The following is a 14,983-nucleotide window of genomic DNA, read 5'->3' on the forward strand; positions in this document are numbered from 1 at the left end:
CGACGCGCTCACCCCGCCACCCCGTAAAACAGGACGAAACGGTACGTACGCCCTTACCGTGGCCGCGTGACCGAGCCACCGCAGACAGCCGAGCCGACCCCCGCCCCCGGCGACCCGGCAGCAGGAGCCCCCGCCCCCGGCACCGCCGCGCCAGGCGACCCCGCAGCCGCCGGACACGCGCCACAGACCCCCGCCGCCGTGCGCCGCCGCGCATCCCTCGCGGGCACCGTCGTCTCCGTGCTCCTGATCCTCGCGATCGTCCTCGGCAGCCGTCTGCTCCGCGACTTCGACTCGGCCCTCCTGCCGTACGCCGTCGCCACGGTCTTCCTCGCCTTCGGTGTCGCCTACCGGTACACCGTCTGGATCTCCGCCCCCGGCGCCCGCCGCCTCTTCCGCAAGGGCTGGGGCTCCTTCTTCTCCGCCGCGAACTTCCGCAAGGCCCCCACCGCCCTGCCGAAGATGATCGCCACCTACCTCGGCTTCCAGAAGTTCCTCGGCGCCCGCTCCCACGCCCGCTGGGCCGCCCACCAGCTCATCTTCTGGGGCTGCCTGCTGGCCGCCGCGATCACCTTCCCCCTCACCTGGGGCTGGTTCACCTTCACCTCCTCCACCGGCGCGGGCCCCGGCTACGAGATGCGGATCTGGGGCTTCAAGGTCATCGGCTTCGACGCCCTCAGCGTCCTCGGCTGGCTCATGTTCCACGGCCTCGACATCGCCGCCGTCCTGGTCATCCCCGGCGCCGGCTACTTCCTCTGGCGCCGCATGAAGGACCGCGGCGCCATCACCGGCCAGCGCTTCGCCTACGACCTGGTGCCGCTGCTCGCCCTCATCGTCATCTCCGTGACCGGGCTGCTGCTCACCTTCTCGTCGATCTTCCTGCACGGCGGAGGCTACGAGTTCCTCGCCATCCTCCACATGGTGTCGGTCGTCTTCACCCTCATCTACATCCCCTTCGGGAAGTTCTTCCACATCGTCCAACGGCCCGCCGCCGTCGGCATGCAGCTGTTCAAATACACCTCCCGCGGCAAGGACGAGTCCGTCCTCGCCTGCCGCCGCTGCGAGGAACCCATCGACACCACCCCCTACGTCGAGAACCTCCAGGGCACCATGCGCGACCTCGACCTGGGCGAATGGGCCGAGTACTGCCCCCGCTGCAAGCGCGTCCTCCGCGGAAACGCCTACCTCGACCACGTCAAGAAGGGCTTCAAGTGACCGCGACCGACCCCGCGACCACCTCCGGGCAGCCGCTGCCGCTCGATCCCTCCCTCGCACCGCCCGGCACCCGTGCCTTCCGGGACGCCGGCGGCATTCCCGCCGACCGCTGGCACGCCGACCAGAACGGCGAGACGCTCGTGCCCACGCACTGCTGCTTCTGCGGCGTGCAGTGCGGCATGTACCTCCGGGTCGACCGCGGCGGCAAGGTCTTCGGCGTCGAGCCCCGCAACCACGACATCAACCGCATGCGGCTCTGCCCCAAGGGCATCAACGCCTACCAGCAGGTCAACCACCCCGACCGGCTCACCGCGCCCCTCATGCGGAGCAACCGCGACGAGGAGTTCCGCGAGGTCAGCTGGGAAGAGGCCCTCGACCACACCGTCGCCGAGATCCGCCGCATCCAGGGCGAGTACGGCAACGACGCCTTCGGGCTCCTCGGCGGCGCCAGCCTCTACTCCGAGAAGACCTATCTCGTCGGCAAGTTCGCCCGGGTCGCCCTCAAGACCCGGCACGTCGACTACAACGGCCGCCTCTGCATGGTCTCCGCCGCCGGAGCCAACAAGCTCGCCTTCGGCATCGACCGGGCCGGCAACCCCTTCTCCGACATCCTCCTCACCGACTGCCTCCTCATCGCCGGATCCAACGTCGGCGAGTGCTTCCCCGTCATGACGCAGTATCTGTGGGGAGCCCGCGACCGGGGCGCCAGCCTCATCGTCGTCGACCCGCGCGAGACCGCGATCGCCCGCACCGCCGACGTCCACGTCGCCCTCAAGCCCGGCACGGACTCCGCTTTCTTCAACGCCGTCCTCCACGTCGTCGTCGCCGAAGGCCTCACCGACGAGGCCTACCTCGCCGCCCACACCACCGGCTGGGCCGAGGTCAAGAAGACCGTCGCCGACTACCCGCCCTCCCGCTCCGCCACGATCTGCGGCGTGCCCGAAGAGCAGATCGTCCAGGTCGCCCGCATGTTCGCCGGCGCCGGCAAGGCCATGGCCTGGCACGCCCGCGGCGTCGAGCACCACTCCCAGGGCGTCGAGAACTGCCTCTCGATCATCAACCTCTGCGTCGCCACCGGGAACATCGGCAAGCCCGGCGCCGGCTACGGCACCATCACCGGCCAGGGCAACGGCCAGGGCGGCCGCGAGCACGGCCAGAAGTCCGACCTCCTGCCCGGCGGCCGTTCCATCACCAACCCCGAGCACCGCCGTCAGATCTGCGAGATCTGGGGCGTCGACGAGACCGAACTCCCGCTCGCCGGCACCTCCATGATGGAGATGGTCTGGCAGATGCAGCGCCAGGAGATCCGCGGCCTCGTCGGCATCTGCAACAACCCCTTCGTCTCCCTCCCGAACTACGCCACCGTCAAGGACGGCTACGACACCCTCGAATTCCACGCCCAATTCGACTTCTTCCTCTCCGAGACCGCGGCCAACGCCCACGTCGTCTTCCCCGTCACCGTCTGGGCCGAGGACGAAGGCGTCATGGCCAACGCCGAGGCCAGGGTCGTCAAGCACAACAAGGCCCAGGAGCCCCCCGCCGGCGTCCGCACCGACACCTGGGTCATGTGCGAACTGGCCAAACGGCTCGGCGCGGGCGACAAGTTCGCCTTCCCGGACTCCCGCTCCGTCTTCGAGGAGCTCCGCATCGCCTCCGCCGGCACGGTCAACGACTACTACGGCATCACCTACGAGCGCCTGGAGGAGACCGGCGGCATCGCCTGGCCCTGCCCGACCACCGAGCACCCCGGCACCCCCCGGCTCTTCGAGGACGGGAGGACGTACCACGCCGACGGCAGGATCCACATGCAGGTCGTCGAGTGGCACCCGCCCATGGACCCGTACAGCGAGGAGTACCCCCTCTCGCTCACCACCGGCCGGACCGTCGCCCACTTCCTCTCCGGCAACCAGACCCGCCGGCTCGGCGCCCTCGTCGAACAGACCCCCCGCCCCTGGGTCGAGGTCCACCCCTCCCACGGCTTCCGCAACGGCGACCCCGTCCGTGTCGTCACCCGCCGCGGCAGCGAGGTCTTCCCCGCCCTCGTCACCGAGGCCATCCGCCCCGACACCGTCTTCATCCCCTACCACTGGCCCGTCCCGACCGCGGCCAACGCCCTCACCATCGACGCCCTCGACCCCCGCTCCAAGATCCCGGAGTACAAGGTCTGCGCCGCCCGCATCGAGGCGGCCGAGCGCGTCGACGAGGTCCCCGCGCCGCCCACCGCCCCCGGCCGGCAGGCCTACCCGGAGACCCAGGTCTCCCGTCTCGACCCGCTGCCCCCCACCTCCCCCCAAGGCCGCGGCACCGCGGAGAGGAGCTGACCCGCACATGATGGGACGCACGATCTTCATCGACCCGGGCCGCTGCATCGGCTGCCAGGCCTGCGTCTCCGCCTGCCGCGAATGCGACTCCCACCGCGGCAAGTCGATGATCCACCTCGACTACCCCGACGAAGGCCACTCCGTCGCCTCCCTCCCCACCGTCTGCATGCACTGCGAGGACCCCGTCGCCCCCTGCGCCGAGGTCTGCCCCGCCGACGCGATCCTCGTCACCGCCGACGGCGTCGTGCAGCAGGCCGACACCACCCGCTGCATCGGCTGCGCGAACTGCGTCAACGCCTGCCCCTTCGGCGTCCCCAAGATCGACCTCCAGGCGAAGCTCCAGATGAAGTGCAACCTCTGCTACGACCGCACCGCCTACGGCCTCGCCCCCATGTGCGCCACCGTCTGCCCCACCGGCGCTCTCTTCTACGGAACGCTCGAAGAGCTCCAGGCCGAACGCCCCGGCGTCCAGGTCGCCGACTCCTTCACCTTCGGCACGACCACCGTCACGACCGGCGTCGCGATGGTCGTCCCCGCCGACAAGGTCCAGTGGCCGGTCCCGGGCGGCCTGCCCGTCGTCGAGATCAACGGAAGGGCCGTTCGATGAGCGTCACCGACCCCCAGCCGCCGGCGCCGGACCCCCGCGCCGACGCGGCGCAGGAGGCGCTCCGCGACCGGATCGCCGCCGACTCCCTCACCACCCGCCGCGACTACCTGCGGATCGTCGCCACCGTCTCCGGCGGACTGGCCGTCGGCGGCGTCGCCGTCGCCTCCGGCATCCTGCACCGCCACGGCGACCCCGACGGGACCCCCGAACCGAAGCGGATCGCCGACGGGATCCTGCCCGGCGAGTCCCTGGCCTTCCGCTACCCCGGCGACGAGGACCGGGCCGTCGCCGTCCGCATGGAGGACGGCACCCTCGCCGGCTACTCCGCCGTCTGCACCCACCTCGCCTGCGCCGTGCTGTGGCGCAAGGAGCGGGGGAGCGAGGGCGAGCTGTACTGCCCCTGCCACGAGGGGATCTTCAGCGCCCGTACGGGAGAGGTCACCGCCGGCCCGCCGCCGCGCGGGCTGCCGAAGGTGCTGCTCGTGGAGGAGGCCGACGGCAGCGTCTGGGCCATCGGCACGGCCCGCTCGGGCGAGAGCGCCCGCGAGGGCCTCTGCCGCCAGCTCGGCGGAACCCGCCCCGAACTCGCCGAACGCCTCGGCTGCCCCGGAGTCTCCGCCCGCGCGGAGACCGCCGAGAAGGAGAGGAGCGAGCGGACATGAGCGAGAGCGAGACCCCGTTCCCGCGGGACCCGGGGGCGCCGGAGCCGTCCGGGGCGCCCGAGGCGGCGACGGCGCCGCCCGCCTACACCCCCGGCAGCGCCCAGCCGCGTCTGAACCGGCCGGTGCACGAGCGGTATCCGCAGATCCGGCCCACGAGCGGCTACGGCGACCCGCGGATCCGGCACACCGGTCCGGGGCCCGGAGCCGGCACGGAGCAGGAGCCGGAGCGCTCCTCGAAGCTGTCCGCCCGCCTCGCGCTGGCGCTCACGGTCGTCATCGGCCAGCTCTGGGGGCTGACGATCGTGGTGGACGAGTGGATGGCCGGCGACACCGGCACCGCGTGGTGGGGCGCGGGTTTCCTCGTCCTGTCGTTCCTGGTCGTCCTCGGCATCTGGCTCGTCGACCCGAAGGACCGCTGAGCCGAACCCCGCTGATCGGAGGGGTACGGGGCGGGGGGAGCGGCGTACCCTGAAGGGTATGAGCACCGCCCCCGCCCACGGACCGCGAGACGCGAAGCAGGCTGGCTCCCTGCCCAACCCCCAGAACACACCGAAGCCGGTACTCGTCTTCGACGATCCGCTGGACCAGCAGTCCGCGGACGACACGGACCGCGGGTGGGGCGAGCGGCCTCCGGCCGGCAGCGACAGCGCCGCCGACCTCGCGCGCTTCCTCGACGAGAAGCCGCCGCACCACCTCTGATTCCGGCGCGCTCCGCCGGTCAGGAGGTGGAGTGCGTCCCAGCGCCGCCGCCGGAGCCCGAACCGGAGCCCGTCCCCGTGCCAGTCCCCGTCCCCGTCGAGGGGCCGCGCTGCGCGACGAGGTGGTCGCGGATCTCCTTGAGCACCTCCAGCTCGCTGATCTCCATGGTCTCCGCCACGCCTTCCTTCGCCTTGTCGTGCGCCGCACGCTTGGCGAGGATCTTGGCCATCGGCAGGACCATCAGGAAGTAGACGACGGCCGCGGTGATGATGAAGCTCAGGACCGCGCTCAGGACCAGGCCCCACTGGATCTGGATGCCCTGCATCTCGCCGTTGACCACCTTGCAGGGGTCCTTGAGGCAGGACGCGTAGCTCTCCAGGTCCTTCGTGCCGAAGGCGCCGACGACCGGGTTGATGATGCCCTTGACGACCGAGTTCACGATGTTGGTGAACGCGGCGCCGATCACGACCGCGACCGCCAGGTCGATCACGTTGCCACGCATCAAGAAGGCCTTGAAGCCTCCGAGCAAGCTTTCCTTCTTCTCGGCCACCGAAGTGCCTTTCGCTCTCGTCATGTGTGCTGTGTGCGGAGCCATTACGCCGTGAACGGCGCAGAGGCGTCCAATCCGTACACACGGACCGGTGACTTGACAGTGAGTCAGTGCGAATCAGCACAGTGTCACCGCCAGTTGGGACGTGACACCGGCGCCTGCCAGCGCCGCGGCGGTCGACCGTGGCACGGACAGGACGACGAGTGCCCCTCCGTCCGAACGAGTCTCGCCCGAGCGCGGAACTTCGGCCACTCGGGCGCCCGTCGCCACCACACGGGCCTCACCGGCGCCGCCCATCGGGGAGTTGGGGGCGGCGATCACGTCGACCCGGTCACCGGCGCGCAGCAGCCGTACGGTCTCGGCGTCGGCGATCCGCACCGGCGCGGACACCAGCCGGACGGCGACGGCGGCGGGCGGCCGCGCCCGAGGCGTCACGGCGACCCCGGAAGGCGATGCCCCCGCACCGGCCCCCGCGCCCCTACCCGTCCCCGCACCCGACCCTGCCACCGCCAGCGCGGCGAGCGTCACCGCGAGCAGCACGACCGGGGCGCGCCGCCCCCGCCCCAGGGCCCTCAGCGGTCGCCGCCGGGCGCCCCCGCCCCGTACCGGCTCGAAGGCCGGCACGACGCACGGCGCCGGAACGGAGGAACGGGAGAAGGGAACGGAAGAACGGGAGAGGGGAACGGAAGCGCGGGGGAAAGAGGTCGTCGTCATCGCGGGTACCGCCTGTCCTGGTCGGGAGTGGAGAAGAGCCACGCCCCACTCTCCCGGCCCCGCCGCATCCCCGCTCCGGCCTGGGGATCACCCGCCGACTGTGGACAACTCCCTCACCCCCGAGGGTGGTTTGAGCACCCTCAAGGCGCTCTACGGCAGCTCGATCCCCAAGTCCCACCCGTCGTGCGCCCGCACGCACAGGCAGTCCCGGTCGACCGTCGCCGGGAGCGTGCCCACCGCGTCGAACAGCACCTCCCGCAGCCGCCCCACGTTCTCGCCGAACACCCGCATCACCTCGGTGTGGGACACGCCCTCGCCGGTCTCGGCGCCCGCGTCGAGGTCCGTGACCAGCGCGAGCGAGGTGTAGCAGAGGCCCAGCTCGCGGGCGAGGACCGCCTCGGGGTGCCCGGTCATGCCGACGACCGACCAGCCGGCGGCGGCGTGCCACCGGGACTCGGCCCGGGTGGAGAAGCGGGGCCCCTCGACCACGACCATCGTGCCGCCGTCCACCGGCTCCCAGTCCCGCCCCCGGGCGGCCTTGACCGCGACCCGCCGCCCGTCGGGGCAGTACGGGTCGGCGAAGGTCACGTGGACGACGTTCGGCACGGCCCCGTCGGCCCGCCGCTCCCCGTCGAAGTACGTCTGCGCGCGGGTCTTCGTCCGGTCGACGAGCTGGTCCGGTACGACGAGGGTGCCCGGCCCGTACTCCTCGCGGAGCCCGCCGACGGCGCAGGGCCCGAGGACCTGCCGTACGCCCACGGAGCGCAGCGCCCAGAGGTTGGCGCGGTAGTTGATCCGGTGCGGCGGGACGGTGTGGCCGCGGCCGTGGCGGGGGAGGAACGCGACCTGCCGGCCGGCGATCGAGCCGAGGAAGAGGGAGTCGCTGGGGCTGCCGTACGGGGTGTCCACGGACACCTCCGTGACGTCCTCCAGGAAGGAGTAGAAGCCGGAGCCGCCGATCACGCCGATGTCCGCGTACGCATCATGGGTCGCCATGGCGGTCACCCTATGCGCGGCGCCCGGATACGCCGAGGGCCCCGTCGCGGACAAGCGACGGGGCCCTCGGTGAAGAGAACGGATCAGGCGGCCGAGCTGGAGCTTCCGGCGCTCGACGACGAAGAAGACGACGACGACGCGGAAGCGGTCGAGGACGACGACGCGGCCGGCTTCGAGTCCGACGTCGAGGACGACGAGGACGAAGACGACGGGGTCGAGGACTTCGACGAGGCCGGCGAGCTGCTGGACGACGAGCCGCGGCTGTCGTTCCGGTAGAAACCGGAGCCCTTGAAGACGATGCCGACGGCCGAGAACACCTTCTTCAGGCGTCCCTGGCAGCTGGGGCACTCGGTCAGCGCGTCATCGGTGAACTTCTGGACCGCCTCAAGGCCCTCGCCACACTCGGTGCACTGGTACTGGTAGGTCGGCACGTGACTTCCTCCTGGCACTCACACTCATCGAGTGCTAACGACGATCCATCTTGACGTATTCCGCGGTATCAGTCCACCGCCACAGGCACGCGGTGACCGATGCCACGTGCCGCGACCCGGCTGGTCTCGCGCGGCTTGAGCCGCGACCGGAGGGCGAGGAGCGTGGCCAGGGCGAGGACGGTGCCCGCCATCGGCACCAGGAATCCGGCGCTCGATCCCTGGGAGTCGGCGAGGCGGCCGGCGATCGTGACGGCCGCGGCCTGGCCGAGCGCGACGGCGCCCGTGAGCCAGGTGAAGGCCTCGGTACGGGACGACGCCGGGATCAGCGTCTCGACGATCGTGTAGCCGGTGATCAGGGCGGGGGCGATGCATAGACCCACGACCAGGCCCAGGGCGCCGAGGAGGAGCACCGAGTGCGCGGTCCACAGCAGGGAGGCCGCGACCGTGAGGCCGGCGTAGCCGAGGATCAGGCGGCGGCGGGGGCCGGTCTTCCAGGCGACGGCGCCCATCGCGATGCCCGCGAGCATGTTGCCGGCGGCGAAGATCCCGTACAGCAGGCCGTTGGCGCCGGGGTTGCCGATCTCCTCGGTGAAGGCGGTCAGGGAGACCTGCATGCCGCCGAAGACGGAGCCGATGCCGAGGAAGGCGACGATCAGGACGCGGACGCCGGGGATGGAGAGCGCCGAGCGGTGGGGGCCGGCGGCGGTGGCCGCGGAGATCCCGAACGGCGGCTGGGTGGCGCGCTGCGCGGCGAAGAACAGGCCGCCGACGAGGGTGAGGGCGGCCTCGGCGATCAGACCCGCGGCCGGGTGGACGCCGGTGCACAGGGCGGTCGCGAGGACGGGTCCGACGACGAAGGTGAACTCGTCGGTCACGGACTCGAAGGCCGCGGCCGTCGGCATCAGCGGCTTCCCGTCGAGCTTCGCCGCCCACCGGGCCCGAACCATCGGTCCGACCTGGGGGACGGAGGCGCCGGCGGGCACGGCGGCCAGGAACAGCGCCCAGAGCGGGGCGCCGGCCAGGGCGAGGACGACGAGCAGTACGACCGAGGCGGTGTGGACGAGGACGCCGGGGATCAGGACGGCGCGCTGGCCGTACCGGTCGGCGAGCTTGCCGCTCTGCGGGGCGAACAGCGCCATGGAGACGCCGGTGACGGCGGCGACGGCGCCGGCGCTGCCGAACGAGCCGGTGGTGTGCTGGACGAGCAGGACGATGCCGATGGTCAGCATCGCGAAGGGCTGCCGGGCGGCGAAGCCGGGGAGAAGGAAGGACAGCGCACCGGGGGTGCGCAGGAGCTGCCCGTAGCCGGGCCGCTTGTCCGAGATGACCGTGGACGCCACGGTCCTGGCCTTTCTGCCGCCTGGTAGCGCGCCCCGGCACGGTGGTGCGGGTGTCGCCGAGAGCTGTCCTCATGCGCGTTACTGCGGTAGATACCGGGCCGGCCCCACTGCGGAGGGGCGCCTCGGCCGCCATACGGTCGCGCCAGCTCTGCGTCAGGCAGAGTTGGTTCGATCAGGTGTGCCTTCATGGTACAGGGAGGAGCGTCTTCCCGCCTGGGAAAACGCTCCCGCATCTGAATTAATGCCTGGGATTAACCGGATGTTTTCTTCTGCGGGCCGTCGCTGTGGCTGCCGGGGAGGTGGAAGCGCATCGCCGTGCCCGCGTGGGACGTGACCGCCGTCGCCCCGCCCGTGCCGAGCCAGCCGGCGAGCTTGCCGCCCTGGCCGACCGCCCGCAGGCGCCGCTCCGTGGCGTCCCGCACCGGATCGGTCGCGACGACGAGGAGCTCGTCGCCGCGGCGCAGGACGGTCGCGGGCCCCGGTACGAAGCTCTTCTCCTCGCGTACGACGAGGGTGACCGCCGCTCCGGCCGGCAGCCGCAGCTCCGCGACCTCGACGCCGTGCATCCGCGAGCCCTTGGGGATGGCGACGGAGAGCAGGTGTCCGCGCAGCCGCTCCAGGGGGGCCGATTCGACGCCGAGGTCGGCGGCCTCGGCCGAGTCGCCCAGCTTCAGCGCCTTCGCCAGCCAGGGCAGGGTCGGGCCCTGGACCAGGGTGTAGACGACGACGAGGACGAAGACGATGTTGAAGATCCGCTCGCTGCCCTCGATCTGCCCCACCATCGGGATGGTGGCGAGAATGATGGGGACGGCGCCGCGCAGGCCGGCCCAGGACATGAGGGCCTGCTCCTGCCAGGGGATCCGGAAGGGCGCCAGGCTGACGAGGACCTCCATGGGCCGCGCGATCACCGTCAGGACGAGGCCGATGACGACGGCGGGCCAGAAGTCGTGGACGAGCTCGTGCGGGGTGACGAGCAGGCCGAGCAGGACGAACATGCCGATCTGGGCGATCCAGCCGAGACCCTCGGCGAAGCCCCGGTTGGCGGGGGCGTGCGGCAGCTTGGCGTTGCCGAGGACCATCGCGGCCAGGTAGACGGCGAGGAAGCCGGAGCCGTGGGCCAGCGCGCCGGCCGCGTACGCCACGACCGCGATGGCCATGACGGCGATCGGGTAGAGGCCGGAGGCGGGCAGGGCGACGTGGCGCAGTCCGTAGGCGCCGAGGAAGCCGACGGTGAGACCGACGGCGACGCCGATGGCCAGCTCCAGGGCGATCGTGCCGACGAGGACGTACCAGGCGTCGACCGGTCCGGCGGTGGAGAAGGCGACGACGAGGATGACGACGGGGGCGTCGTTGAAGCCGGACTCGGCCTCCAGGACGCCGGTGACCCGGGACGGCAGCGGCACCTTGCGCAGGACGGAGAAGACCGCCGCGGCGTCGGTGGAGGAGACGACGGCGCCGATGATCAGCGCCTGCTGCCATTCCAGACCGACGAGGTAGTGGGCGGCCGTGGCCGTGATGCCGACGCTGACGGCGACGCCGACGGTGGAGAGGACGACCGCGGCCGGCAGGGCCGGCTTGATCTCCTTCCACTTCGTGCCGAGGCCACCCTCGGCGAGGATCACGACGAGGGCCGCGTAGCCGATGACCTGGGTCAGTTCCGCGTTGTCGAACGCGACGTTGCCGATGCCGTCCTGCCCTATCGCGACCCCGATCCCGAGGTACAGCAACAGGCTGGGGAGCCCGCTCCGGGAGGAGATCCGGACGGCCGCGACGGCGATCAGCAACACGAGGGAGCAGATGAGCAGGAGTTCGTTGAGCTGGTGGACAGTCAGTGGCCGATCCTTCCCCTCGCATGCAGCTGGATCGTTCCTCCAGCGGCCGACACTTCGTTACCTTACCTAATCTTTAACGTTTTCTTGACGCCGTCTTTGCGTCGGTCCGCTCATCAGTACGGTTCTCTTCCTGACACCGAGTCCGGGCCCTCCGGACGCTGCGCCTAAGGTTGCTCCCGTACTCCAGGACCACCCTGCCCCTCGAAGGACAGCGATGCCCTCCAACACGACCGCGCCCCCCGCCAAGAAGAAAGGGCGGCGCGCCCGCCTGCTCCTCCTCGTCCTGGTCCTTGCGCTGGTCGCGGGCATCGGATTCGGCGGGTACTGGGGTGTCAGCACCGTCCGGGCCTCGTTCCCGCAGACCACCGGCGAGATCCGGCTCGACAGCCTCTCCGCCGACGTCGAGGTGAAGCGGGACGCGAACGGCGTCCCGCAGATCTACGCGGACAACGAGACGGACCTCTTCCGCGCCCAGGGCTACGTCCAGGCACAGGACCGCTTCTACGAGATGGACGTCCGGCGGCACGTGACCGCGGGCCGCCTCTCCGAGATGTTCGGCGAGAGCCAGGTCGAGACCGACTCCTTCCTCCGCACGCTCGGCTGGCGCCGGGTCGCGCAGGAGGAGTACGACAAGGTCCTGTCGGCCGAGACGAAGAAGTACCTCCAGGCCTACGCGGAGGGCGTCAACGCCTACCTGAAGGGCCGTGACCCGGCGGACGTCTCCGTCGAGTACGCGGCGCTGTCCTTCACCAACGACTACGCGATCGAGCCGTGGACGCCGGTCGACTCGGTGGCCTGGCTCAAGGCGATGGCCTGGGACCTGCGCGGCAACATGCAGGACGAGATCGACCGCTCGCTGATGACGAGCCGGCTGAGCGCGAGCCAGATCAAGCAGCTGTACCCGGAGTACCCGTACGCGCTCCACCAGTCGATCCTCGACAAGGGAGCGGTCGACGGGTCGACCGGTTCCTTCGACCCGAAGGCCAAGCCCGGCGAGGGCGACGGGTCGACGACGGGCGACACCCCGGGCACCAACCCCACCGGCACCGGTTCCTCCAGCGGCAGCGGCGTGGACGCCCAGCTCAGCGGGCTCTCCGAGGTCCTCGACGGCATCCCCGCGCTCCTCGGCCCCAACGGCAACGGCATCGGCTCGAACTCCTGGGTCGTGGCCGGCGAGAAGACGACCTCGGGCAAGCCTCTCCTGGCCAACGACCCGCACCTTTCGCCGCAGCTGCCGTCCCTCTGGTACCAGATGGGGCTGCACTGCCGCTCGGTCTCGGCGACCTGCCGCTACGACGTCGCCGGCTACACCTTCTCCGGCACGCCCGGTGTGATCATCGGACACAACGACAAGATCGCCTGGGGTCTCACCAACCTCGGCGCCGACGTCACCGACCTCTACCTGGAGAAGATCGGCCCCGACGGCTACCTCGTCGACGGCAAGGTCAAGCCCTTCACGGTCCGCGACGAGGTCATCAAGGTGGCCGGCGGCGACGACCGGAAGATCACGGTCCGCTCCACCGAGCGCGGCCCGCTCGTCTCCGACCGCTCCACCGAGCTGGAGAAGGTCGGCCAGAAGGCCCCCGTCGGCAACGCCGCCCCCGACCGCGGCACCGGCTACGGCGTCTCCCTCCAGTGGACCGCCCTCCAGCCCGGCAAGTCGATGGACGCGATCTTCGCGCTCGACCGCGCCAAGGACTTCACCACCTTCCGGGCCGCGGCCAAGAACTTCGAGGTCCCGTCCCAGAACCTGGTTTATGCCGACACCGCGGGCAGCATCGGCTACCAGTCCCCGGGCAAGATCCCGCAGCGCGCCAAGGGCGACGGCACCCTGCCGGCGCCGGGCTGGGACTCCACGTACAAGTGGAAGGGGTACATCCCCTTCGAGAAGCTGCCGTACGAGTACAACCCGGACCGCGGCTACATCGTCACCGCCAACCAGGCCGTGATCGACCAGAAGACCTACCCCGACCTGCTCACCAAGGACTGGGGCTACGGCTCGCGCAGCCAGCGGATCAACGACCTCATCGAGTCGAAGACCAAGGACGGCGGAAAGATCTCGCCGGACGACATGCGGACCATGCAGACGGACAACCGCAGCGAGATCGCGACCCTGCTCAACCCGCTCCTGCTGAAGGTCGACATCTCCGACCCGTACGTCCGCGAGGCGCAGAAGCTCCTGGAGGGCTGGGACTACACCCAGGAGCCCGACTCGGCCGCCGCCGCCTACTTCAACGCGGTCTGGCGCAACGTCCTCAAGCTCGCCTTCGGCGACAAGCTGCCCAAGGAGCTGCGGGCCGAGGGCGACTGCATCAACGTGCTCCCGGCGGAGACCACCGGCCCGGTCGACGAGCAGAACAAGCTCGTGCGCGAGTGCGGCGAGCGCGACCCCGACTCGGCGCAGCCGGACGGCGGCGACCGCTGGTACGAGGTGGTCCGCCCGCTCCTCAAGCAGGAGAAGAGCGAGTGGTGGACGACCCCGGGCGACCGCCTGGACGCGGCCACCGAGACCCGCGACCAGCTGCTCGCCCGGGCCATGAAGGACGCGCGCTGGGAGCTGACCGCCAAGCTCGGCAAGGACATCTCCACCTGGAGCTGGGGCCGGCTGCACCAGCTGACCCTGAAGAACCAGACGCTCGGCACCGCCGGGCCGGGCTTCGTGCAGCAGCTCCTCAACCGCGGCCCGTGGAACCTGGGCGGCGGCGAGGCGGCCGTCGACGCGACCGGCTGGAACGCGGCCGGCGGTTACGAGGTCATCTGGGTGCCGTCGATGCGGATGGTGGTCAACGTCGGTGACTGGGACAAGTCCCGGTGGGTCAACCTGACCGGGGCCTCCGGCCACGCCTTCGCCGACCACTACACCGACCAGACGGACACCTGGGCCAGGGGCGAGCTCTACGACTGGGCCTACGGCAAGGCGGCGGTGGACGCGTCGACGAAGGACACGCTGATCCTGAAGCCCTAAGGGGCCACGGGGAATCGGGTGACTCCCTCGGGGGTCACCACCGCGTGTACGGGGTGGTCGTGCGGTTCCTCCGGGACCCGGGCGACCACCTCGTCCGCGTACAGGAGCACCACCAGGGCCGGGTCGGCGCCCGCCTTCGCGAGCCGGGCGAGGACCCGGTCGTACGAGCCGCCGCCCCGCCCGAGCCGCATCCCGCGCGCGTCGACCGCGAGGCCCGGCAGCAGGACGGCGTCGGCGGCGCAGACGGCCTCGGGGCCGAGGCGGGGGCCGACCGGTTCGAGAAGTCCGCGGCCGGCCTTCGCGAGCCGCTCCGGACCTTCGTACGAGGCCCAGTCCAGGTCGTTGTCGGGCAGCAGTACGGGGAGCAGGACCCGCACCCCGCGCGCGTGCAGCGCGTCGAGCAGTGCGCGCGTGCCGGGCTCGCGGCCCACGGAGACGTAGGCGGCGACGGTGGACGCCTCGGCGAGCTCGGGCAGTTCCACTCCCCGGCGGGCGAGGGAGGCGGCCGTGTGCGCGAGGGATTCGGCACTCAGTGCGGCTCGGGCGGCCAGAAGTCGACTGCGCAGCAGGGCTTTTTCGGACAACTCGGGTGCCTCGGGTGTCATGACGGCCTCATCTGAATTCACGAAAGTCTCTCAACTGTCTTTATGTGGA

The 14,983-nt window shown here is 71.1% G+C and carries 14 protein-coding genes; 7 read left to right on the forward strand and 7 right to left on the reverse strand.

Annotated elements, in window-relative coordinates; genetic code table 11:
* The first annotated feature begins 198 nt into the window (after window positions 1–198).
* The 6 genes from ASC82_RS18530 to ASC82_RS18555 are packed head-to-tail and all read left to right on the forward strand — an operon-like array spanning window position 199 to window position 5,501.
* Window positions 199–1,212 (forward strand): MFS transporter, encoded by a 1,014-nt coding sequence (locus ASC82_RS18530; RefSeq protein ID WP_107105916.1) that lies wholly within the window; start codon window positions 199–201, stop codon window positions 1,210–1,212.
* Window positions 1,209–3,533, forward strand: coding sequence for a molybdopterin oxidoreductase family protein (locus tag ASC82_RS18535; RefSeq protein WP_056648985.1), 2,325 nt, complete (start codon window positions 1,209–1,211; stop codon window positions 3,531–3,533). The genes ASC82_RS18530 and ASC82_RS18535 overlap by 4 nt, the downstream gene beginning before the upstream one ends.
* 7 nt (window positions 3,534–3,540) lie before the next feature.
* Entirely contained in the window at window positions 3,541–4,140 is a 600-nt protein-coding gene (locus ASC82_RS18540) for a 4Fe-4S dicluster domain-containing protein (protein WP_056648988.1), read from the forward strand.
* Entirely contained in the window at window positions 4,137–4,802 is a 666-nt protein-coding gene (locus ASC82_RS18545) for a Rieske (2Fe-2S) protein (RefSeq protein WP_056648989.1), read from the forward strand. The genes ASC82_RS18540 and ASC82_RS18545 overlap by 4 nt, the downstream gene beginning before the upstream one ends.
* Complete coding sequence (locus tag ASC82_RS18550; protein WP_056648991.1) at window positions 4,799–5,221, forward strand: hypothetical protein; 423 nt, start codon at window positions 4,799–4,801, stop codon at window positions 5,219–5,221. The genes ASC82_RS18545 and ASC82_RS18550 overlap by 4 nt, the downstream gene beginning before the upstream one ends.
* 58 nt (window positions 5,222–5,279) lie before the next feature.
* A complete protein-coding gene (locus tag ASC82_RS18555) occupies window positions 5,280–5,501 on the forward strand; it encodes a hypothetical protein (protein ID WP_056648993.1) in 222 nt (73 codons plus the stop codon).
* Between the two features lie 19 nt (window positions 5,502–5,520).
* Here ASC82_RS18555 and mscL read toward each other — a convergent pair whose 3' ends face one another.
* The 6 genes from mscL to ASC82_RS18585 form a co-directional block, all read right to left on the reverse strand.
* Entirely contained in the window at window positions 5,521–6,051 is a 531-nt protein-coding gene (mscL, locus tag ASC82_RS18560; RefSeq protein WP_056648995.1) for a large conductance mechanosensitive channel protein MscL, read from the reverse strand.
* 117 nt (window positions 6,052–6,168) lie between these two features.
* On the reverse strand, window positions 6,169–6,486 hold the full coding sequence (locus tag ASC82_RS31475) for a hypothetical protein (protein WP_024754789.1): 318 nt from the start codon (window positions 6,484–6,486) through the stop codon (window positions 6,169–6,171).
* Between the two features lie 429 nt (window positions 6,487–6,915).
* Window positions 6,916–7,761 carry an S-methyl-5'-thioadenosine phosphorylase gene (locus tag ASC82_RS18570; protein ID WP_056648997.1) on the reverse strand — a complete coding sequence of 282 codons (846 nt, stop codon included), beginning with the start codon at window positions 7,759–7,761 and terminating at the stop codon, window positions 6,916–6,918.
* Window positions 7,762–7,844: 83 nt separating this feature from the next.
* Entirely contained in the window at window positions 7,845–8,192 is a 348-nt protein-coding gene (locus tag ASC82_RS29590; RefSeq protein ID WP_079039357.1) for an FmdB family zinc ribbon protein, read from the reverse strand.
* A gap of 68 nt (window positions 8,193–8,260) precedes the next feature.
* Window positions 8,261–9,532 carry an MFS transporter gene (locus ASC82_RS18580; protein ID WP_056648999.1) on the reverse strand — a complete coding sequence of 424 codons (1,272 nt, stop codon included), beginning with the start codon at window positions 9,530–9,532 and terminating at the stop codon, window positions 8,261–8,263.
* Between the two features lie 251 nt (window positions 9,533–9,783).
* Complete coding sequence (locus tag ASC82_RS18585) at window positions 9,784–11,319, reverse strand: potassium/proton antiporter (RefSeq protein ID WP_056649002.1); 1,536 nt, start codon at window positions 11,317–11,319, stop codon at window positions 9,784–9,786.
* Between the two features lie 259 nt (window positions 11,320–11,578).
* Between ASC82_RS18585 and ASC82_RS18590 the strand changes: the two genes are divergently transcribed.
* On the forward strand, window positions 11,579–14,329 hold the full coding sequence (locus ASC82_RS18590; RefSeq protein ID WP_056649004.1) for a penicillin acylase family protein: 2,751 nt from the start codon (window positions 11,579–11,581) through the stop codon (window positions 14,327–14,329).
* Here the strand turns inward: ASC82_RS18590 and ASC82_RS18595 are convergent.
* On the reverse strand, window positions 14,326–14,934 hold the full coding sequence (locus ASC82_RS18595) for a 5-formyltetrahydrofolate cyclo-ligase (protein ID WP_056649006.1): 609 nt from the start codon (window positions 14,932–14,934) through the stop codon (window positions 14,326–14,328). The two genes, ASC82_RS18590 and ASC82_RS18595, sit on opposite strands and share 4 nt — an antisense overlap.
* Window positions 14,935–14,983 lie beyond the last annotated feature (49 nt).

This window comes from Streptomyces sp. Root431, assembly GCF_001426585.1.
Taxonomy (GTDB): Bacteria; Actinomycetota; Actinomycetes; order Streptomycetales; family Streptomycetaceae; genus Streptomyces; species Streptomyces stackebrandtii.

Excerpts from the sequence above, each read along its gene's own strand:
- ASC82_RS18540 (WP_056648988.1), top strand. The coding sequence starts at position 3,541 with ATGATGGGACGCACGATCTTCATCGACCCGGGCCGCTGCATCGGCTGC.
- ASC82_RS18545 (WP_056648989.1), top strand. The coding sequence starts at position 4,137 with ATGAGCGTCACCGACCCCCAGCCGCCGGCGCCGGACCCCCGCGCCGAC.
- ASC82_RS18550 (WP_056648991.1), top strand. The coding sequence starts at position 4,799 with ATGAGCGAGAGCGAGACCCCGTTCCCGCGGGACCCGGGGGCGCCGGAG.
- ASC82_RS18555 (WP_056648993.1), top strand. The coding sequence starts at position 5,280 with ATGAGCACCGCCCCCGCCCACGGACCGCGAGACGCGAAGCAGGCTGGC.
- ASC82_RS18570 (WP_056648997.1), bottom strand. The coding sequence starts at position 7,761 with ATGGCGACCCATGATGCGTACGCGGACATCGGCGTGATCGGCGGCTCC.
- ASC82_RS18590 (WP_056649004.1), top strand. The coding sequence starts at position 11,579 with ATGCCCTCCAACACGACCGCGCCCCCCGCCAAGAAGAAAGGGCGGCGC.
- ASC82_RS18595 (WP_056649006.1), bottom strand. The coding sequence starts at position 14,934 with ATGACACCCGAGGCACCCGAGTTGTCCGAAAAAGCCCTGCTGCGCAGT.